The organism is Pseudofrankia asymbiotica, assembly GCF_001983105.1.
GTDB classification, from domain to species: Bacteria; Actinomycetota; Actinomycetes; order Frankiales; family Frankiaceae; genus Pseudofrankia; species Pseudofrankia asymbiotica.
Genome location: NZ_MOMC01000007.1, coordinates 50,634 through 70,996, shown reverse-complemented (window position 1 = coordinate 70,996; position 20,363 = coordinate 50,634). Strand labels below are relative to the sequence as shown.

The following is a 20,363-nucleotide window of genomic DNA, read 5'->3' as shown; positions in this document are numbered from 1 at the left end:
CGTCAGCCGAGAGCCGTCAGATCGAACAGGCGGGGGTCCGGGGTGTCGCCCACCGTAAGGTGGCGCAGCGCGCGGCGCTCCACGAGCCGGCCGAGGTAGTAGGCGGCGAGCTCGACGATGACGCCGGTCTCGTCGTCCAGGACCAGGTCGAAGCGCTGCGCGCCGTCGGCGAGCCCTTCGAGTGCCGGCGGCCGCGGGCCGGGGCGCGGCGCCATGGTCAGGCGGGTCGAGGGCCGCCCGCCGGCCTCGACCGGCGCGACCAGCCTCGGCCGCAGCCAGGACAGCAGCAGCCAGGGGCGGACGAGCAGCTGCTCGCGCACGACGAGGCCGGGCCGGCGGGCCGGGTCCGGGGCGCTGACGGTCCCGGTGCCGCTGACGGCGTCGCCGCGGCGGCGGCGCCAGTGCTCGCCGACGACGACCGTCACCTCGTCCTCGTCGGGCCACTCGACCCGCAGCCTGCCGTCGGCGGCGAGCAGCCGACCACGGCGGACCACGGGGTCGGTGGCGTCCTCGCCGCGGGCGGGCGGGGCGGGCGCCGGCAGAAACGCCGCCGGCACGGTCCCAGCCGGGATCCGCGAGGCCGCTGCGCCGCCGCCGAGGCCGGGCGTTCCCGCGTCGTCGAGGTCCGCGGCCCAGGCGTCGAGGATCGACTCCCAGTCGGAGCCCGGCGTGTCCCAGCCGCCGGGAACGCCGGGAACGCCGGGAACGCCGGGAACGCCGGGGCCGCCGCCGGCCGCGGCGCCCCGCCCGCCGCTCGTGGGTGGTTCGTCGCGGGTCCTCGCCTCGAGGTCGCGCGCGAGCGCCGCGCGGCGCGCCTCCGCGAGGGTTCCCGGGTCGTAGCGGTGCACCAGTTCGGCATGAACGGACGGCCATCCCTCGCCGCAGGCGACCATCACCGCCAGCGCCTCACCCAGCGACCTCATGTCGTGATGTTGACACAGCTCGCCACGATCTGTTGGTCGTTTGTTCACGGTAGGTCTCCGCGTGCCGACGACCTGGCCCGCCCGAGCCGGGTCGCCCGCGGCGCGGCGCGCCCGCCAGGCAGGGACCCGCCTCGGTCGGCGGCTCAGTCAGCGGGGACGAGGCGGACCTGCATCTCCTTGACGCCGTTGATGAAGTTCGAGCGCAGGCGGCGCGGGGCGGCCGTCGGCACGACCTGGGCCGCGCGGCGGGCCAGTGTCCGGTACATGATCTCGATCTCCAGCAGCGCGAGGTGGCGGCCCAGGCAGAAGTGCGGGCCGCCGCCGCCGAAGCCGACGTGCGGGTTCGGGTCGCGGCCGATGTCGAACGCGTGCGGGTTCTCGAAGACCGTCTCGTCGAAGTTGGCCGCCGTGTAGTACATGACGACCTTGTCGTTCTCCCTGATGAGCTGRCCGGAGAGCTCGACGTCGCGGGTGGCGGTGCGCCGGAAGCCCATCACCGGGCTCACCCAGCGGACCATCTCGTCGGCGGCGAGGCGGGCCATCCGGTCCGGGTCGGCGCGCAGCCGCTCCCACTGCTCCGGGAAGTCGATCAGCGCCTGCATGCCGCCGGAGATCGCGTTCCGAGTGGTCTCGTTGCCGGCGACGATCAGCAGGATGAAGAAGAGGTCGAACTCCAGCTCCGAGAGCTCGTGGCCGTCCTCGTCCGGGACGACCAGCTTGCTGACGATGTCGTCGACCGGGCACCCTCGCTTGGCCCTGCCCAGCTCGTTGGCGTAGGCGTAGGCCTCCATCGCGGCCACCAGGCCCTCGTCGGGGGCCGGGCTGAGCTCCGGGTCGTCGGCCGCGAGCATCCGGTTCGACCATTCGAAGAGCTTGTAGCGGTCGGTGTTCGGGACGCCCATCAGCTCCGCGATGACCACTAAGGGCAGCTCGGCCGCGCACAGCGCCACGAAGTCGCCGGTGCCGGCCGCCAGCGCCTTGTCCACGATCGCGTCGCAGGCCCTCTGGATCTTGTCGGTGAGCCGGCCGATGGTGCGCGGGGTGAAGCCGCGGTTGAGCAGGGCGCGCAGCCGGGTGTGGTCCGGCGGGTCCTGGTTGACCATCATCAGCTGCTGCTCGGCCAGCCGATCCGGGTCCTGCTCGTTGAGGAAGCAGGTCTGCCGGTGCGAGGAGAAGATCTCCGGGTTGCGGGAGACGTGAGTGACGTCGGCGTGCCTGGTCACCGCCCAGAACCCGTCCGGCAGCTCATGGTCGGCGTGCCGGAAGACCGGGGCCTCGGCCCGCAGCACGGCGAACTGGTCGTGCGGGACGCCGGTCACGTACAGATCGGGGTCGTAGACGTCGATGGTGTCGAGGCTGATCTGCGATGCCATGGGGACCTCCGGGTGCGGCACGACCGGCCTGGCGAGGGCGGGCGAGGCGGGCGAGCACTGAGGGCGGTCCGCTGGGTCCCGCGCCCGCGGCGGCCAGCCGACGGCGGTGCCGTCGGCGTGGCCGTCGCCGGAGCGGGTTCTCGCGGCCCGATCTGAGCACCCGTCAGGTCACGAGCCCTACGGGACTTTCAGTTTGGGACAAGTTTGTAAAGTTGCCAACCCTCAACGCGCCTTTCAGTGAGGGGAAAATCTGTAAAGATCAGTGGCGACAGGGCGGGCGGCCGGCGTCGAGGCCGCTCACCCTCCTCGCCTGGATCAGCGCAGCTGGTCGACGTAGGTGTCGGTGCCGGGCAGGGTCGGGATGAACGGCGCGACGAGCTCGAGGCGACCGGCGCCGCCGGCCTCGGCCTCCTGCGCGGCACCCCCGAACGCCTCGTCCCACACCGAGCGCGGGTCGGTCTCCAGGAACCACAGCACGGTCACCCGCCGGCCAAGCCCCTCGACCTGCCTGACGTAGGACATCCGGTTCTCCGGCAGCGGCAGCGGGGTGAAGTACAGGCCCATCGCGACGCCGGGCACGCCCAGCACCCGCGGCGCCCGCTCGGTTCGCAGCCACTCGAGGACCCCCGCGACCCCGGCGCCGCCCGGCTCGGCGGCCTCGGCCGGCGCGTCGACGACCTCCACCACCAGCCCCTGGTACGGGTAGTCGAGCGCGTGGACGTCGCGCGGGCTCGACGGGCCGCCTGGCGCCGACGCGTCCCGGTAGGACGCCCCCAGGTAGCGCTGGAACGCCGTGAAGATGTGGTCGCGGTCCAGGTAGACCCGCCCGTCCGGCAGGAGCCGCTGGTTGGTGGCCACCGTCCAGCGCATGTGCTCCTCCTGGCGGCCCCTCGTGATCCAGTAGACCGCGAGGTAGCAGCCGGTGGTGACCGGCTGGGCGATCAYGGAGTCGGCCGGGCGGCGCAGCAGCTGCAGGTCGCGGGGGGCGACCCAGCGGCGACCGGCGAACATCCACGGCATCGCCATCGCGCCGGCGTAGAAGTGGTCGTCCTCGTACCAGCGGTTGTAGGCGTGCTCGTGGCCCGGCCGCGGCTCGACCATCGTGATCAGCGCCGAGCCGATGTCGACCGCGTACGGCCCGACCGCGGCCAGCCCCGTGTAGGCCGGGTCCGGGTCGGCCCACGCCACGGGCTCGGCCGGGTCCCTCGTCACGGTCGCCGGCTGGCCAGTCCCGGCCGGGCCGGTCCCGGCGCCGGGAGTGGCCGTCCTGCCGGGCTCGCTGGTGGTCGTCATCGCGCCTGCCTCTCTCGTGGCTGGTCCGGGCGGTCCTGTCGCTCGTCCGAGTCGCGGGCGTGGGTCAGCGTAGGCCAGCGTCGCACCGAGAATCTGTCGACCCGTCAGAAAATCTTCTACACTCCGGGGCCGTGACCTCGACAGACCCCCGGGCCGTGGGCGGCCTCGCCTACGGCATGCAGCTGCCCGTCCAGGCGCAGAGCGCGCTGTTCGCCGAGCCGTGGGAGCGCACGGCGGGCCCCGCCCAGCTGGCCGCCATCGCCGCCGCCGCCGACGCGGCCGGCTTCGACTACATCGGCGTGTGCGACCACGTCGCGATCCCGCGCCGGCTCGCCGCCGCGATGAGCACCGTCTGGTACGACACCATCGCCACCCTCGGCTGGCTCGCGGCCCATACGACGCGCACCCGCCTGCTGTCCCACGTCTTCAACGTCACCTACCGCCACCCGCTGGTCACGGCGAAGGCGTTCGCCACCCTCGACGCCCTCTCGGCCGGCCGGGTGATCGTCGGGGTCGGCGCCGGCCACGTCCCCGAGGAGTTCGCCGCCCTGGGGGTGGACTTCCACCGGCGCGGCCAGCTCCTGGACGCGGCCCTCACGGACGTCGACGCGGCGCTGCGCGACGAGTTCGCGCTCACCGACCCGGCCGGCGGCGGCCTGGGCCAGGCCCCCAGGCCCGCGCAGTCCCCGCGCCCGCCGATCTGGGTCGGCGGGTCGGCGCCCGCCGCCGTCCGCCGCGCCGCCCGCTACGACGGCTGGCTGCCGCAGGGCACCCCACGGGGCGAGATGCGCCCGCTGGTGGAGCTGCTGACCAAGGAGCGGGCCGCCGCCGGGATCGAGACGGCGGCGGCCGTCGGCGCCGTCACCGAGTGGCTGTACGTCGGCACGCCCGGCTGGGACGTCGACCGCCCCTGCGCCAGTGGCACGCCGGCCGAGCTCGCCGAGAACCTGCGCGAGTACGCCGCGATCGGCGTCACCCACCTGCAGGTCCGCTTCCCCAGCCGCACCCTGGCCGAGCTCACCGACCAGATCTCGGCCTTCGGTGCCGAGGTCGGCCCCCTCCTCACCAGCTGAGGGCCGCCCAGCGCTCGGCCCCGCGCGGGCTCGCCGAAGCCGGCCATCGCGGCGCCGTCGGGGGCGCGTTACGGTCCCGTACTCCCCGGCTCCCGGCCTCGGTCAGGGCGCGGCTTCAGTCTGAACGGCGCTTCCGGCGCAGCAGGGCGAATGCCAGACCGGCAAGCACGACCAGGACGGCCGCCATGGAGGCAAGGAGGACGGGCCCAGGCCGGGAGGTTCCGGTCGCCGGGTCGGTGCTGGCCTTGCCGGGCAGCGCGACGGTGGCCTGAGTGGTCCTTTCGAGAAGGCCACTCCTGAGTCGGATMTTGACCGTCCACCTGCCCTCGGGCAGTCGGCTGTCGAGGTCCACCTCGACCGGCATGGCCTGACCGGTGCCCACGGTGGTGCCGAGCCGGGCGGGGAACGGTCCGGCGCTGAGTCCGCCGGGGCCGTCGGTCAGGGTCAGATCACCGCTGAGATCCAGTGCGCGGCCGCCGGTGTTGTGGACACGCGCGGTGACGGCCGGTCGGCCGTTCACCAGGCGCCTCGCGGTGATCTTGTCGATAACGAAGTCGGACGGAGGGGGTCCGCCAGGGCCAACGGCCAGGTAGACACGCACACCCACGCGGCTGACCTCGAGGATGCCCCTGCTCTGCTCCGGGGTGGCGGCGGCGGCGACTTCAGCCCAGATGCCGGCGTAGCGCTCGCCCGGGGAGGCGTCCCGAGGTACCGCGATGGTCACGGTGACAGGTGCCGACGCGCCGGGCGGCAGTGTCAGGACGTGCCGGTCCAGGCTCATCCAGCTCGTCAGCTCGTTGGGGGTATGTCCCGGAGCGACGTCGAACGATCCGTTTTTGACGGACGCCGCTCCGGGGTAGATCGACACGCGCGCCTCGGCGTCGGTCTTGTTGGTGACCTCGACTCGTCTGTGGATCACGGCACCGAGTTTTAGGTAGTCGACGATGTAGAGCCGCGCACGGGGGTCGTCGACATCATCAGTTGGCACGTCGAGCAGGCGGATCCCGATGCTTCCGGAGGTGGGACCGCTGGCCCGCGCGGGCTGGGTGAACGCGGTCGTGGCCGGGACCAGAGTCCCGGCCACGACCACAGCGAGTGCGGTGAGGACACGTCGCACGTTGTACACAGCTGATGGCGTCTCGTCAGATGACCGAGTGGGTGACGACCGAGGAATACGTCCCGGCAATGGCATTCGGCGGAATCGCCACGGTAATCGTGGGATTCCACGCCGCACTGTTGTTACCGCCACCGGGCCAGGTCGGATTGAGCGTCACGATCTGCTGCGGGTTGGGGGTGAGCGTCACCGGCGTGTTGATCGTCCACTGGCTGATCGGGATGCCCGTGGAAGTGACCACTCCCGTGTCATACGAGGCGCTGAGGACATGCGCCCCGCTCTGAAACGGTGTCGCCGAGACCGATGCCGCCCAGGCGGCGGGGTCCGCGCTGCGGTTGTCGGTCACGGTCACCAGGCCCAGCGGGCCGCTGGCGGACGAATCCGTCACCGCCTTGACGCCGAGGCTCACCGGTCCGGTTGGCACGCTGATGTCCAGCGTTGCACCTGTGAGTTCAAGCGTGACCGTGGTGTCTCCAAAACCAGCCGCGCTGGCCGGCAACGCCATTGCGGCGGCGAGAATCACGGAACCCGCCAAGAGTGGGACAGCTCTACGCAAAGCACACCTCTTATGACATCGCGAAGTCGACGAAGCACGCCGGATTAGGATCACGCTCCACGAAGATTATCACTCTGAGTAATCAATGAAGGGCATTAGGTAACTACGTGCTCCGACCCTGTGGCCCGGGCATCCGGGACCTTGGACAACCGGAGGAATCCCGTCCGCTGTACGCCCCGCACGCGCAGCAACGAACACTCGCCCGCGCCGCCATCCGCACGTCGCTCACGGCGATGGCAGCCGCGGGCTTTGGCCTACCGCGCCCAAGGCACGCCGCAACAGCGTCGAGACGACTCATCTGGGCGGCCCGCCCGGTCGGCAAACGGACGGCACGGGTAGGCCGAACACCGGCCGGAAGACCGACGGGGCCTCCCGACGACGGCATACGACCGTCGGCGGGCGGGCCCGTCAGAGCAGGTCGGCGAGGGTGCGCAGGTGTGCCGGGTCCCTGATGCCGCCGACGAGGAGGGTGGTCACCGGGGAGTCACGCCACAGCTGGAGGCGCTCGCGGATGCGAGCGGGTGGGCCGACGAGGGCGATGCCGTCGGCGAGGTCGTCGGGGACGGCCGCGGCGGCGGCGGCCCGGTCACCCGCCAGGAAGAGGCGCTGGACCTCGGCCGCCTCGTCGGCGTAGCCGAGCCGGCCCATCAGATCGAAGTGGAAGTTCACCGTCTGCGCGCCCATCCCGCCGATGTAGAACGCGAGCGTCCACCTGACCACCGCGAGCCCGGCCGCGACGTCGTCGGTGACGTTCACCGTCACCGGGCAGGCGATCTCGAATCCGGCGGGAGCGTCCTCGAGCGCGCCGGCGTAGGCCTTCGGGCCGCGCTCGGCGTGGTAGAAGATCGGGACCCAGCCGTCGGCGATCTCGGCGGCGAGCGCGACGTTGCGCGGGCCCTCGGCGCCGAGGTAGATCGGGACGCGGCCGCGCAGCGGATGGACGATCATCTTCAGCGGCTTGCCGAGGCCCGTGCCGCCCGGGTACGGCAGCGGGTAGTGCGGGCCGCCGCTCGTCACCGGCTCCTCGCGGGCCAGCGCCTTGCGGATGATGTCCACGTACTCGCGGGTACGGGCGAGCGGGCGCGGGAACGGCTGGCCGTACCAGCCCTCCACGACCTGCGGCCCGGAGACGCCGAGGCCCAGGATGACCCGCCCGCCGGAGAGGTGGTCGAGCGTGGCCACCGTCATCGCCGTGCAGGCCGGGGTACGTGCGGAGAGCTGGATCAGGCCGGTGGCGAGCTTGATCCGGCTGGTGTGGGCGCCGTACCAGGCGAGCGGGGTGACGGCGTCGGAGCCCCATGCCTCGGCGGTCCACAGGGAGTCGTAGCCGCAGGCGTCGGCCTCCTTGACCAGCTCCAGCTGGCCGGGGGGCGGGCTCGCCGGCCAGTAGCCGAGGTTGAGGCCCAGCTTCAGGTCCGCGGTCATGCGTCCTCCTGTCGTCGCGTCCAGCCGGCCGAGCCCCCTGGCTGACGGGCCGTCAGGAAGCATTGCGGATTTCTAGAACTCGTACTAGTTTTCGGGCGTCCGATCCAGTGAGCCAGGCCACTCGTCCAGCCGTGGCACGCGCGTGACCGCGACGACGCCAGGTCCCGGACGACACCGACCCCAGCGGCGCCGGGCGACCGGCGGACGGAGGCGACGATGCAGGTCCACGACCGGTTGTTCATCGGGGGCGCGTGGGCCGCGCCCGCCGGGACCGGCACCATCGACGTGGTCTCGCCACACACCGAGGAGACGGTGGGACGGGTGCCGGAGGGCACCACCGCCGACCTGGACGCCGCGGTCGCCGCGGCCAGGGACGCCTTCGACAACGGCCCCTGGCCGCGCATGTCGCCCGCCGAGCGGGCCGACGCCATCGGGCGGATCGCGGCGGTGCTGAACGGGAAGGCGGAGGAGGTCGCCCGCACGATCAGCACCGAGATGGGCAGCCCGGTCAGCTGGGCGCTGTTCGGGCAGGTCTACTCGACGACGTTCGCACTGGACTACTTCGCGAACCTGGCGCGGACGTTCGCGTTCACCGACGTGCGCGCGGGGATGCTCGGCCCCGCCCTGGTCCGCCGGCTGCCGATCGGCGTCGTGGGGGCGATCGTGCCGTGGAACGTGCCGCTCTACGTCACCGCGCTCAAGCTGGGCCCGGCGCTCGCGTCCGGCTCGACGATCGTGATCAAGCCCGCGCCGGAGACGCCGCTGTCGGCCTGGCTGCTCGCCGAGGCCGTCGAGGAGGCCGGCCTGCCGCCGGGCGTCGTCAGCATCGTGCCGGCGCATCGCGAGGTGGCCGAGCATCTCGTCCGCCATCCCGGCGTCGACAAGGTCAGCTTCACCGGCTCGACGGCCGCCGGGCGGCGGATCGCCTCGATCTGCGGCGAGCGGCTCGCCCGCTGCACGCTCGAGCTCGGCGGCAAGTCCGCCGCCCTGCTGCTGCCGGACGTGGACATCGAGGCGGCCCTGCCCGCGCTGCTGCCGGCCGCGCTGATGAACAACGGGCAGGCCTGCGTCGCCCAGACCCGCCTGCTCGCGCCCCGGGAGCGCTACGACGAGATCGTCGAGGCGCTCGTCGCCAAGGTCGGGGCGATGAAGATCGGCGACCCGCTCGACGCGGCGACCGAGGTGGGCCCGCTGGTCGCGGCGCGCCAGCGGGAGCGGGTCGAGGGTTACATCGCGGCCGGGCGGGAGGCCGGCGCCAAGGTCGCGCTCGGCGGCGGCCGGCCCGCCGAGCTGGACCGGGGCTTCTACGTCGAGCCGACCGTGTTCACCGAGGTCGACAACGGCATGAGGATCGCCCAGGAGGAGATCTTCGGCCCGGTGCTGTCGGTCATCCCGTACTCGGGGGTCGAGGAGGCGGTGGCGATCGCCAACGACTCCCGCTACGGCCTGTCCGGCTCGGTCTGGACGGCGGACGTCGAGGAGGGCCTGAAGATCTCGGCCCGGATCCGCACCGGGACGTTCAACGTCAACACGTTCATGCTGGAGAACTCTGCGCCGTTCGGCGGGTTCAAGGAGTCCGGGCTCGGCCGCGAGCTCGGGCCCGAGGGCCTGTCCGCCTATCTGGAGTACCAGTCGGTGAACCTCCCGGCCGGCTGGACCCCGCCGCCCCCACCCCCGACGTCGGCCGCCGAGCCGGGCGCGGCGGACGCGGGTACCGACGCCGCCGGCACGGACGGAGCGGGCGCGTGAGCGGGGCGGACGCCGGCGCGTTAGCCGGCGCCGACGGGCCCGGCTCGAAGGAACCGCCCGCCGGCGAGATCCTGCTGTTCCTGTTCACCCGCAAGGACAACATGTCCGAGGACCAGTTCCGCGACCACTACCTCGGCGTGCACGCCCCGATGAGCGTGGCGCACTCGACAGCGACCGGCCGCTACGTCGTGCGCCTCGTCGAGGGCGGCCACGGACCGCTGTCGCTGGACGCTGTCACCGAGATCCACACCGAGTCGGTCGACGCGTTCGTCGACCCGGCGAAGGGCTGGGACTCGGCGGAGAACTGGAAGGCCGTGATCGACGACGCGGCGAGCTTCCTCGATGGCTTCCACATGTACCGCGTCAGCCGCGAGGTCCTGGTCCCCGCGGAGGTGGACGCCGACGCGGCGACGCACCCCCCGAACGGGGCGGATGGGGCGGCCGGGGCGGCCACCGCCGCCGGCGGGGCGGGGGCGCGCGGGCGTTCGCCGGGCGTCGTGCTCGCCCGGCTCTTCCTCACCGGCGACACGGGCGAGGAGGCGGCCGACGAGCCGGACGGCCCGGACGCCATCCCCGGCGCGGTCCGCTACCGGGTGCTCGACACGCTGAGCCCGGACGCGCCGCCGCTGCACGCCGTCGATCTCGTGACGCTGCCGGACGCCACCGCGGCCCGCTACCGTCCGAACGCCTATGTACTCGGTGAGTACGTGCAGAAGGAGGTCTGACGGGCCATGCGCACCAAGGCAGCGGTGATGTGGGGGCTGAACCAGCCCTGGACCGTCGAGGAGATCGAGCTCGACCCGCCGAAGGCCGGCGAGGTGCTGGTCCGCTGGCACGTCTCCGGCATGTGCCATTCCGACGACCACCTGCGCACCGGCGACATGGGCGCCGGCACGCCGATCGTCGGCGGCCACGAGGGCGCCGGCGTCGTCGAGTCCGTCGGGCCCGAGGTCACGAGCGTCGCCCCGGGCGATCATGTGATCTGCACGTTCATGCCGTCGTGCGGGCAGTGCCGCTGGTGCGCGAGCGGCCGCTCGAACCTGTGCGACCTCGGCGCGAACCTGATGATGGGCTACGGCGTGGACGGCACCGCCCGGTTCCACGCCCGCGGCCAGGACGTCTCGGCGATCTGCTTCCTCGGCACGTTCAGCGAGTACGCCGTGCTGCACGAACGCAGCATCGTCAAGATCGACGACGACATCCCGATGGACGTGGCCGCGCTCGTCTCCTGTGGCGTGCCGACCGGCTACGGCTCGGCGGTCCACACCGCGAGGGTCGTCCCCGGCGAGACGGTGGTCGTCGTCGGCGCCGGCGGCGTCGGGATGAACGCGGTCCAGGGCGCCCGGATCGCCGGCGCCGAGCGGATCATCGCCGTCGACCCGGTCGAGTCCAAGCGGGACGCCGCCAAGATCTTCGGTGCCACCCATACCGCGGCCGACCTGGGCGAGGCGGCCGCGCTGGTCCGCGACCTGACCTACGGGGTGATGGCCGACGCCGCGATCGTCACCATCGGCGTCGTCAGGGGCGACCAGCACATCGCCCCGACGATGGCGCTGGTGTCCAAGGGCGGGCGGGTCGTCGTCACCGGCATCTCCCCGGTCCAGGACAGCGACGTCAAGCTGTCGCTGTTCGATCTGGCGATCTTCCAGAAGGAGCTGCGCGRCACCCTGTTCGGCGCGTGCAACGCCCGCGCGGACCTGCCGACGCTGTTCCGGCTCTACCGCTCCGGCCAGCTCAAGCTCGACGAGCTGATCACCAACCGCTACCCGCTGGACGAGATCAACACCGGGTACGCGGACATGCTCGCGGGCCGCAACATCCGCGGCGTCATCGTCCACGACGTGAGCTGACGGAGGCGCACCCGATGTCCGACACCGCCGAGGCGCCGTCCGGTGGCACCAGCTATGATCAACTAGCCGGCGCCACGGCCGCGGGCCCGCCGGCCGGCGCGGGCGACGCCGACGAGTACCCCGAGGCGTCGAAGGGCGTTGCGGGCCGGCGGGGACCGATCGACCTGGTCGACCGGACGCTCCTCGTCACCGGCGTGACCGGTCAGGTCGCCCACCCGCTCGCGGTCGCGCTCGCCAGGAACAACACGGTCTACGGCGCCGCCCGGTTCAAGGACGCGACGCTGCGCGAGGAGCTGACCGCGGCCGGGGTGCGCGCCACCCCGGCCGACCTTGTCACCGGCGAGCTGTCCCAGCTGCCAGAGCGGGTCGAGTTCGTCCTGCACTTCGGGGTCGTCAAGAGCAACCGCTGGACCGTCGACCTGGACGGCAACGTCGGCGGGACCCTGGCGCTCGCCGAGCGCTACGCCGGGATCGCGCGGGCGTTCCTGCACTGCAGCTCGGGCGCGGTCTACGCGCCCGACCACGACGGCGTGCTGGCGGAGGACCACGCTCTCGGCGACAGCCACGCCGTCTGGCCGTTCCTGCACACCTACAGCGTCTGCAAGATCGCCGCCGAGAGCGCGGCACGGTACGCGGCCCGCCGCTTCGCCCTGCCGACGACGATCGCGCGGCTCAACGTTCCCTACGGCCCGACGGCCGGCGGCCTGCCTGACTACCACCTGCAGATGATGGCCGCCGGAATGGCCGTGCCCGTCTACGGCGAGAGCGAGGCGGACGCGACCCCCACCCGCTACCAGCTGCTGCACGACGACGACATCGCGGCCATGATCCCCGGCCTGCTGGCGGTGGCGGACGTGCCGGCGACGGTCCTCAACTGGGCCGGGCCCGAGACGCCCAGCGTCCAGGAGTGGTGCGCCGAGCTCACGGCGCTCACCGGCATCCCGGCGACGTTCGAGTACACGAAGGCGACTCTGGGCAGCGTCGTCATGGACCTGGCGACGCTGCACGAGCGGGTCGGCCGTGCGGAGGTCCCGTGGCGCGAAGGCGTGCGCGCCATGGTCACCGCCCGGCATCCTCAGCTGCTGCGCGTCGCCGCCGACGCCCGGACCCCCGCCTAGCCGGCACGCCGAACGCGGGCGGTGCCACCGGAGCGCGCCAGGTAAGTCCGATCATGAAAGTGAGGGGACCGGAGAAGACGCCCGGACGCGGACAGGGACGGAAAGGAACGAGACCGCAGGAAGCGGAACGACACGGCCACGGGGTTCCCGCCACCTGATCGGGCGTCAGGCCGGAGTTCCACTTCCTGCCGGCCCTCGACGCCCGGACCGCCCGGACAAGCACGTTTCGCCCTGATGGATGGGCCACCACGCAGGCAGAGTGCGCGGAGACCGAGGGCTTGGGCCGAACTGGCCGCCGACCGCGGCCAAGCCGTGGCCACGGTCGGTGAAGATGGTCACATGGCCTGCTTCTGACGCCCCGTCGGGTCGTCGTCTTACGCTTACCCCGTGTCTCCAGCCGACGCCCCCGCCCTTGACAAGACCGCCAAGCCCGCCAAGGCATCCCCCCGCCAGAGCCCTCGAGGCCGCGGCCGGGCGGCGACGGCGGGCGCCAGCGCGCGGCTCGCGGTCGGCGCCGACGCGGGCAACGGCCAGGGCGACACGGACCAGGTGGGCGCGCCGCCCGAGGCGGACGCCGCGGCCGAGGCGAGCCTGGCCGGCGCCGCGAGCTCGGCCGCCGCGGCACCGCGGGCGGCGGACGGCCGGGTACCGGGCCGCCGAGGTCTCGCCACCAGGGCCCGCCTGCTGGACTGCGCCGCGGCGATGCTGGAGACGACCCCGTACCGGGAGCTGACGGTCACCGACGTCGCGCGTGAGGCGGGCACCTCGCCGGCGACCTTCTACCAGTACTTCGTCGACATGGAGACGGCGATGCTCGCGCTCGCCGAGCAGGTCGCCGACCAGGGCTCCCACCTGTCGGACCTCGTCGGCGCCAGGCCGTGGCGGGGTGCCGCCGGCTGGCACAGCGCGGAGTCGCTCGTCGACGGGTTCCTGACGTTCTGGCAGGCGCACCAGCCGGTGCTTCGGGTCGTCGACCTGCTCACCGAGGAGGGCGACCAGCGGTTCCGCCGCGCCCGTGTACGCATGCTCAACGCGATCACGAGGGCACTCGCGGGCGCGGTCGAGGAGGCACAGACCCGCGCCGGGCGCAGCGCCGAGGTCGAGCCGATGGCGATGGCCGGCGCGCTCGTCTCGATGCTCGCGCACGTCGCCGCCCATCAGCCCGGCTTCGAGGCGTGGGAGATCCACGTCGCCGACCTGCGCCAGGCGATGATCCGCCTCGTCTTCTGGGGCGTCACCGGCCCCAAGGTCCCCCGGGTGATCTAGCCGCGGCACCCGGCGAACCTGTGGGGCCGTGGGGCCGTCCCGCGCGCCGCGTGGGTCAGGCGGCGTCGATCTCGATCCGGCGCGGGTGGGTGGCACGCTGCTTGACGCAGCGAATGGTCAGGACGCCGTCGCTCAGGGAGGCGTGGACCGACTCGGGGTCGATGTCGCCGGGCAGCGCTATGCGGTGCTCGAAAGAGCCGGTGCGGCGTGCCTGACGGCGCAGCTTGCCAGTGCGCTCCCGCTCCTCGATGACGCCACCGACGATCAGCTCGTTGTCCTGAAGGTCGATGGTGACGTTGCTCTTCGAGACGCCAGGAAGATCGATCTCGACGATGAACCCGTCATCGGTCTCCTCGATGTCAACCGGGGTGATCATGTTGGCCAGCGTGCTGAAGGTGCGACCCTCGGGCGCCCCACCACCGACCACGTCGCCGAGGAGGCTGCCCATCTTCGTCCAGGCGTCTTCAATCTCCCGGAACGGGTCCCACTTCGACAGCATCGGGCGGACGTCGCCGCTACGCACGGGAAGTGCCATTTGGAGCCTCCTCAGAACTTTGATGCCGATTAAGGTGGTTTCAGGTCTAATGACGCCGCGGGGTCGGGACCGTGAACCGACGCGTGACGGGGATCCATCGGCGATTCGGCCAGCGCCCGCGGCCGCTCGCCGCGGGCCGGTGACGACCAGACCCTGCCAGGCGGGGCACTGACAGCCAGCTTCCGCCGGGGCACTCCCCGCCAGGCCACGTCCCGCAGGGCCGAGTCGGACCAGCCGCGGATACCAGTCCGTAATGCTTTGCCTACCCACTGCGTTTCGATGCATGTCCCGTCGGAAATTCGACACAGCTGTAAGGACCCGCCCGTTCCGTGCGGTACCTGGGCGCACTAGCGTGCTTGTCAACGTAGGACCGAAACGCGCGGACCAGATTCGTGCTTGCCGGTTCATGGGGGATGGCCGGGACGGCGATGGCGCGGCGCTCAGGCAGCGTGATCATCACGCGACCGGGCGCCCGCATCGCGGTGCCCAGACATTGACGAGTAGACGAGCGGTACAGCGGAGGGGGACGGGGTGGTCAGCACCGCACTTCGGGTGACGACATCGACGGGAGAGGTGCTGCTCACCGGTCCGGACTCCGCGGTGATCGGCAGGGCCCGGTCCTCGACCATCGCGATCAGCGACAGCAAGGTGTCGCGCCAGCACGTGCTGCTCGCGCCGTCGGCGTCCGGCTGGCGGGTCGTCGACCAGAGCGCCAACGGGATCTGGCAGGACGGCCGCCGCATCACCGAGGTGGAGCTTCGGGCCGGCGAGGTGGCGAGGATCCGGCTGGGCGGAGTGGACGGCCCGGAGGTCGTCATCACCGCCGTCCCCGCCGACGCGCCCGCGACACCGGCGCCCAGGGCAGTGACCCCGCCGGCTCGCGCCACACCGGCGAGGGCGCCACGGCCGGCCGCCGCCACTCCCCCCGCCCCGCGCGCGGCCCAGCCCCCTCAGCCAGCCCAGCCCGGCCCCCAGATACCGCCCACCCCGCAGCTCCTGCCCGTCCTGGCCGGCCAGCCGGCGCCCGGGGCGCGGACCGGCACGATCGACCCCGCGACCACCGCGAACCCGTCGGTGCCGGCCGCGCGCAAGGTCCATCCGATCTCCGGCGGCCGGATCCGGCTCGGCCGGTCCCGGGACAACGACGTGTCGGTCCCGGACCTGCTCGCCTCCCGTCACCACGCCGACCTGTTCCTGCACCCCGGCGGCGGCGCCGAGGTCGTCGACCTCGAGTCGGCGAACGGCACGTTCGTCAACGGCCAGCGCGTGCAGCGCGCGCCCGTCGGGCAGCGCGACGTGATCGCGATCGGCCACCACCTGTACCAGCTCGACGGCGCGACACTCGTCGAGTACCGCGACTCGGGTGACGTCGCGTTCGAGGCGACAAGCCTCAACGTCTGGGCCGGCACCAAGCAGCTGATGCACGACATGACGTTCCGGCTGCCGGCCCGCTCGCTGCTCGGCGTCGTCGGCCCGTCCGGCGCGGGCAAGTCGACGCTGCTCAACGCGCTCACCGGCTTCCGACCGGCCGACGCCGGCACCGTCCGCTACGCGGGCCGTGACCTGTACGACGAGTACGACGAGCTGCGCCGCCGGATCGGCTATGTGCCGCAGGCGGACCCGCTGCACGCGCAGCTGACCGTCCGCCAGGCGCTGGAGTACGGCGCCGAGCTGCGGTTCCCCGCGGACACGACCAAGGACGAGCGGCGCTCCCGGGTCCAGGAGGTGATCGGCGAGCTGGGTCTCACCCAGCACGCCGACACGCCGGTCTCGCGTCTGTCCGGTGGCCAGAAGAAGCGCACGAGCGTCGCGCTGGAGCTGTTGACCCGCCCGTCGCTGCTGTTCCTCGACGAGCCGACCTCGGGCCTCGACCCCGCCAACGACCAGGCCGTGATGGACACGCTGAGGACGCTGGCCAAGGGCGGCGGCGCGGGCTCCGCCGACGAGCAGGGCCGCACCTGCATCGTCGTCACCCACAGCGTCCTGTTCCTCGACCGGTGCGACTACGTCCTGGTGCTGTCGCCCGGCGGTTTCATCGCCTACTTCGGCCCGCCGGACGGGGCGCTGACCTACTTCGGCAAGCGGGACTTCAAGGACTTCGTCGACGTCTTCCGGGAGCTTGAGGCGACCCCGGGCGAGCAGATGGCGGCCCGGTTCCGCGACTCCGAGTACTACGTGCCGTCGGCCATGGTCGCGCCGTCGGTGCGCACGGCGCCGCCGGCACTGCCGAGCATCCGCCAGCAGTCCGTGCCCAAGCAGCTGTCGACGCTGACCCGCCGGTATCTGAAGGTCATCCTGGCGGACAAGTCGTACCTACGCCTGATCGCCGCGTTCCCCGTCTTCCTGGGAATCATCCCCCGGGTCATTCCGGCGCCGAACGGGCTGGGAGTGCTGGCGAACGGCCGGCCGAACGGGGACGCGACGAAGGTCCTCGTCGTGCTGATCCTGTGTGCCTGTTTCATGGGCATGGCCAACTCGGTCCGTGAAATTGTCAAAGAACGGGATATCTACCGCCGAGAACGCACCATAGGCCTGTCCAGACCGGCCTACCTCGGCTCGAAGATCATCATTCTGACCGGCATCACGACRCTGCAGTGCATCATCTTCACGCTGATCGGCCTCGTCGGGCGCACCCCAGAAGAGGCGGTGGTCATCGGTTCTCCGCTGCTGGAGTGCCTCATCGCGATCGTCATCGCCGCGCTCGTGTCCATGATGATCGGCCTGCTCGTCTCGACCCTGGTCGACAACGCCGACAAGACGATGCCGTTCCTGGTCCTGATCACGATGGCGCAGCTGGTGCTCTCCGGCGGCCTGATCACCGTGTCGGACGGGGTCGGGCTGCAGCAGGTCAGCTGGCTCGCCCCGGCCCGCTGGGCCTTCGCCGCGCTCGCCTCGACCGACGACCTCAACAACGCCGGCAAGCTCGGCGACGAGCGGATCGGCACCGCGCCCCGCGACACCCTCTGGAACCACACCGCGGGCACCTGGGCACTCGACATCGCCGTGGCCCTGGCGCTCGGCGTCATCCTGCTCTACCTGACCTCGGTCACGCTGCGCCGCATCGAGCCCAAGGTCGGTCGCCCGGCCGCCGCCGGCGTCGCCGCCAGCGCGGTGGCCGCCTACGGCCCCGCCGGCGCACCGGCACCGGGCACCCCCGGCCACGGCGCTCCCGCCGGCGCCGGCTACCCGCCCGCGGGGCCACCGAGCGGTGCCATCCCGTGGTCACCCCAGCAGCCCGGCGCCCAGTACCCGCCCGCCCCCGGCCAAGGCTCCTGGGGCCCTTCGGGCCGCTGAGCTGACCGTGGCCTGAGCCGTCGGTACCGCGCCGCCCGGGTACCGGTGGCGGTGGCTGGCGCCCAGAGCCCCGTGGATCGTAGGCCGGGCCGGGGCGGCGGCCGGACGCCCGGAAGCTCGTGCCGGCGCGGGCCCAGACGGACGAGTTCGCGCTGTCGCGCGCCAAGGCGTGATCCGCCTGGACGCTCGCCCCGCCGAAGTGACCCGCGGGTAACAAAGTTGGTCGCCGGGGGTGTCTCAGGCCGTCGGGTTTGGCACGATCAGGGGTGCTGACTGCCTGACCGTCCCTTGACTGCCGGAGGCCGCCGCCAGGGCCGACCGCTGCCAGCGCGACCACGCGGCGCCGCGTCCCGCCCGGGCGCGGCCGCACCAGACCGATCCGTCCTCCGCCCCTCGCCCCATCGCCCCGCGGGACCGATGGGCCGGTGGGCCGGGAGAGGGGGCTGAACGTCATGTCCACCTACCCGCGGTACGTCGAGCCCGTCGAACGCGAGACCTGGAACGTCCCGGCTTCCGGGGCGGCCCGGTTCAGCTGGGAGTACGACGAGGGCCGCGAACGGCTCCTCGCCCTTTACCAGAAGGGCAAGGACAAGCAGTGGGACGCGGGCACCCGGATCGACTGGTCGCTCCAGGTCCCCTATGGCCGGCCGCTCGGGCTGCCCGACGAGGCGATCGCGATCTACGGCACCCCGGCATGGGACAAGATGTCGGACGCGAACCGGGACGAGCTGCGCCATCATCTGGCCTCCTGGCAGTTCAGCCAGTTCCTGCACGGCGAACAGGGCGCGATGGTCTGCAGTGCCCGGATCGTCGAGTCGGTCCCGGACATGGACGCGAAGTTCTACGCGACGACGCAGACCATCGACGAGTCCCGTCACGTCGAGGTCTACTCGCGTTTCCTGCACGAGAAGCTCAGCCTGATCTACCCGATCAACGAGCATCTGAAGCTGCTGCTCGACCAGACCCTGTCCGACAGCCGCTGGGATATCCCCTACCTGGGCATGCAGGTGCTCATCGAGGGGCTGGCGCTGGCCGCGTTCGGCCTGCTGCGCGACATGACGCCACTTCCCCTGCCCAAGCAGATTCTGGCGTACGTCATGCAGGACGAGGCCCGCCACGTCGCGTTCGGCCGGCTCGCGCTGCGCGACTACTACCGGGAGCTCTCCGACGCCGAGCGCGGGGAGCGGGAGGAGTTCGCCGCCGAGGGCTGTTTCCTGATGTACGAGCGGCTCAACGGCGCCGAGGTCTGGGAGAACGTCRGGCTGAATCTCGCTGAGAGCACCGAGCTGGTGAAGAACTCCGACTACTTCCGGTCCTTCCAGACGCTGCTGTTCAGCCGGATCGTGCCATGCATGCGGGACATCGGCCTGTGGGGCCCGACGATTCGGGACGCCTACACGAAGCTCGGTGTCCTGGACATGGTGAACGTCGACCTCGGCGCGATGATGGCCGCGGACGAGCGCGTCGCCGAGGATCTCGACCACGAGCGCGGGCACGCCGCCGCGCGGGAGCGGTCCGAGCTCGCCGGCCGCCGGSCCGAGGTCGCCGCCACGATCGCCGCCGCCGACAGCACGGCCACTCCCGCCGAGGTGGCCGACGCTCTGCCGGCCGCCCCCAGAAGCGCCGCCTCCTGACGCCCGCCGGCCGACCTGACCTGACGATCCGCCCCTGACGGCCTGCCTCTGACGGCCTGCCTCTGACGATCGCCGGCCCGGCTGACAGCCGGGCCGGCGGTCCCGGGCGGGGCTGACGAGCCCCCTCCTGTCCCCGCCTCGCCCGCCGGCGGCAGGGGCAGGAGGATCACGTGGCTTGTCGGACGAGGGGACTAACGTCTTCGATGTGCGGATCGCGACGTGGAACATCAACTCGGCCAAGGCCCGGCAGGCACGGCTGATCGAATGGCTCGACCGTGCCCAGCCCGACGTGGTGTGCCTCCAGGAGACCAAGCTCGACGACCAGTCGTTCGCCGAGGCCTTCGACGAGGACCTCTTCCGCCGGGGCTACCGCTACGCCCACCACGGCGACGGCCGTTGGAACGGGGTGGCGCTGCTGTCCCGGGAGGGCCTCGACGACGTCGAGCGCGGCCTGGCCGGCGACCCGGGCTTCCCCGCGGGCACGCACGAGCCGCGGGCCGTCGCCGCGACCTGCGGCGGCATCCGGGTCTGGTCGCTCTACATCCCCAACGGCCGTACACCCGAGGACCCGCACTACGCCTACAAGCTCGAGTGGCTCGCCGCGCTGCGCGGCGTGCTCGCCGCCGCGGCGCCACACCAGCCGATCATGGCCTGCGGCGACTTCAACATCGCCCCCACCGACGCCGACGTGTGGGATCCCGCCGACTTCGTCGGCGCCACCCACGTCACGGAGCCGGAGCGAGCCGCGCTGCGGGCGGTCACCGAGACCGGCCTGGTCGACGTGCTGCGAACCCGCTGGCCGGACGACGTGGTCTACACCTACTGGGACTACCGGGCGCTGTGCTTCCCGAAGAACATGGGCATGCGCATCGACCTGACGCTGGCGAGCGCCGACGTCGCGAAACGGGTCGCCGCCGTCTGGGTCGACCGGGCGGCCCGCAAGGGCACCGGCACCTCCGACCACGCCCCGGTCGTCGTCGACCTCGACACCGCCCCGGACGGCGACGTCGGCCCGATGGTCCCGCCGCCCTCGGCCAAGGGCTCGTCGGGCGGCGGCGCGCAGCGCGGCCGCGCCGCCGCCACGATCCGCCGCACCTCCGCGCCGAGGCCACCCGCCACTCCCACTCCCAAGCCGCCCGCCTCGACCGAGTAGCGCCGCG

At 72.4% G+C, this 20,363-nt stretch carries 16 protein-coding genes; 9 read left to right on the top strand and 7 right to left on the bottom strand.

All coding sequences use genetic code 11. The features are described 5' to 3' along the window. Window positions 1-2 precede the first annotated feature (2 nt). The 3 genes from BL253_RS02750 to BL253_RS02740 form a co-directional block, all read right to left on the bottom strand. Window positions 3-923, bottom strand: coding sequence for a hypothetical protein (locus BL253_RS02750; RefSeq protein WP_076813302.1), 921 nt, complete (start codon window positions 921-923; stop codon window positions 3-5). 143 nt (window positions 924-1,066) lie between these two features. Continuing rightward, window positions 1,067-2,296 carry a cytochrome P450 gene (locus tag BL253_RS02745; RefSeq protein WP_076813301.1) on the bottom strand — a complete coding sequence of 410 codons (1,230 nt, stop codon included), beginning with the start codon at window positions 2,294-2,296 and terminating at the stop codon, window positions 1,067-1,069. A 315-nt stretch (window positions 2,297-2,611) separates the two neighbouring features. After that, the gene (locus BL253_RS02740) at window positions 2,612-3,589 is read right to left on the bottom strand and encodes a hypothetical protein (RefSeq protein WP_076813299.1); all 978 of its coding nucleotides are present in this window, start codon (window positions 3,587-3,589) and stop codon (window positions 2,612-2,614) included. A gap of 131 nt (window positions 3,590-3,720) precedes the next feature. Between BL253_RS02740 and BL253_RS02735 the strand changes: the two genes are divergently transcribed. Then, entirely contained in the window at window positions 3,721-4,662 is a 942-nt protein-coding gene (locus tag BL253_RS02735; protein WP_096335894.1) for a TIGR03619 family F420-dependent LLM class oxidoreductase, read from the top strand. 115 nt (window positions 4,663-4,777) lie between these two features. On the opposite strand, the gene BL253_RS02730 is transcribed toward BL253_RS02735, so the two are convergent. The 3 genes from BL253_RS02730 to BL253_RS02720 all read right to left on the bottom strand — a co-directional run bounded on the left by BL253_RS02730 (window position 4,778) and on the right by BL253_RS02720 (window position 7,757). Next, window positions 4,778-5,788: a COG1361 family protein gene (locus BL253_RS02730; protein WP_081437928.1), complete on the bottom strand. Its 1,011-nt coding sequence runs from the start codon at window positions 5,786-5,788 to the stop codon at window positions 4,778-4,780. 16 nt (window positions 5,789-5,804) lie between these two features. Beyond that, window positions 5,805-6,299, bottom strand: coding sequence for a hypothetical protein (locus BL253_RS02725; RefSeq protein ID WP_131831435.1), 495 nt, complete (start codon window positions 6,297-6,299; stop codon window positions 5,805-5,807). A 441-nt stretch (window positions 6,300-6,740) separates the two neighbouring features. Beyond that, window positions 6,741-7,757: an LLM class F420-dependent oxidoreductase gene (locus BL253_RS02720; protein WP_076813297.1), complete on the bottom strand. Its 1,017-nt coding sequence runs from the start codon at window positions 7,755-7,757 to the stop codon at window positions 6,741-6,743. Between the two features lie 216 nt (window positions 7,758-7,973). Between BL253_RS02720 and BL253_RS02715 the strand changes: the two genes are divergently transcribed. The 5 genes from BL253_RS02715 (at window position 7,974) to BL253_RS02695 (ending at window position 13,740) form a co-directional block, all read left to right on the top strand. After that, window positions 7,974-9,506: an aldehyde dehydrogenase gene (locus tag BL253_RS02715; protein ID WP_076813295.1), complete on the top strand. Its 1,533-nt coding sequence runs from the start codon at window positions 7,974-7,976 to the stop codon at window positions 9,504-9,506. After that, window positions 9,503-10,231: an EthD domain-containing protein gene (locus BL253_RS02710; protein ID WP_076813293.1), complete on the top strand. Its 729-nt coding sequence runs from the start codon at window positions 9,503-9,505 to the stop codon at window positions 10,229-10,231. Before BL253_RS02715 ends, BL253_RS02710 begins: the two co-directional genes overlap by 4 nt. 6 nt (window positions 10,232-10,237) lie before the next feature. Then, window positions 10,238-11,356, top strand: coding sequence for an NDMA-dependent alcohol dehydrogenase (locus BL253_RS02705; RefSeq protein ID WP_076813292.1), 1,119 nt, complete (start codon window positions 10,238-10,240; stop codon window positions 11,354-11,356). Window positions 11,357-11,370: 14 nt separating this feature from the next. After that, the gene (locus tag BL253_RS02700) at window positions 11,371-12,474 is read left to right on the top strand and encodes an NAD-dependent epimerase/dehydratase family protein (RefSeq protein WP_081437926.1); all 1,104 of its coding nucleotides are present in this window, start codon (window positions 11,371-11,373) and stop codon (window positions 12,472-12,474) included. 387 nt (window positions 12,475-12,861) lie between these two features. Further along, window positions 12,862-13,740, top strand: coding sequence for a TetR/AcrR family transcriptional regulator (locus tag BL253_RS02695; protein WP_198946134.1), 879 nt, complete (start codon window positions 12,862-12,864; stop codon window positions 13,738-13,740). A 55-nt stretch (window positions 13,741-13,795) separates the two neighbouring features. Here BL253_RS02695 and BL253_RS02690 read toward each other — a convergent pair whose 3' ends face one another. Further along, complete coding sequence (locus BL253_RS02690; RefSeq protein ID WP_076813291.1) at window positions 13,796-14,275, bottom strand: Hsp20/alpha crystallin family protein; 480 nt, start codon at window positions 14,273-14,275, stop codon at window positions 13,796-13,798. Between the two features lie 531 nt (window positions 14,276-14,806). On the opposite strand from BL253_RS02690, the gene BL253_RS02685 reads away from it, so the two are divergent. The 3 genes from BL253_RS02685 to BL253_RS02675 all read left to right on the top strand — a co-directional run bounded on the left by BL253_RS02685 (window position 14,807) and on the right by BL253_RS02675 (window position 20,356). Then, a complete protein-coding gene (locus tag BL253_RS02685; RefSeq protein ID WP_076813289.1) occupies window positions 14,807-17,569 on the top strand; it encodes an ATP-binding cassette domain-containing protein in 2,763 nt (920 codons plus the stop codon). Window positions 17,570-18,021: 452 nt separating this feature from the next. Further along, window positions 18,022-19,203 carry a ferritin-like domain-containing protein gene (locus BL253_RS02680; protein ID WP_076813372.1) on the top strand — a complete coding sequence of 394 codons (1,182 nt, stop codon included), beginning with the start codon at window positions 18,022-18,024 and terminating at the stop codon, window positions 19,201-19,203. Window positions 19,204-19,408: 205 nt separating this feature from the next. Beyond that, window positions 19,409-20,356 (top strand): exodeoxyribonuclease III, encoded by a 948-nt coding sequence (locus tag BL253_RS02675; RefSeq protein ID WP_076813287.1) that lies wholly within the window; start codon window positions 19,409-19,411, stop codon window positions 20,354-20,356. The last annotated feature ends 7 nt before the right edge of the window (window positions 20,357-20,363 follow it).

Coding starts and splice junctions, on each gene's coding strand:
- BL253_RS02750 (WP_076813302.1), bottom strand. CDS start 923: ATGAGGTCGCTGGGTGAGGCGCTGGCGGTGATGGTCGCCTGCGGCGAG.
- BL253_RS02720 (WP_076813297.1), bottom strand. CDS start 7,757: ATGACCGCGGACCTGAAGCTGGGCCTCAACCTCGGCTACTGGCCGGCG.
- BL253_RS02715 (WP_076813295.1), top strand. CDS start 7,974: ATGCAGGTCCACGACCGGTTGTTCATCGGGGGCGCGTGGGCCGCGCCC.
- BL253_RS02700 (WP_081437926.1), top strand. CDS start 11,371: ATGTCCGACACCGCCGAGGCGCCGTCCGGTGGCACCAGCTATGATCAA.
- BL253_RS02690 (WP_076813291.1), bottom strand. CDS start 14,275: ATGGCACTTCCCGTGCGTAGCGGCGACGTCCGCCCGATGCTGTCGAAG.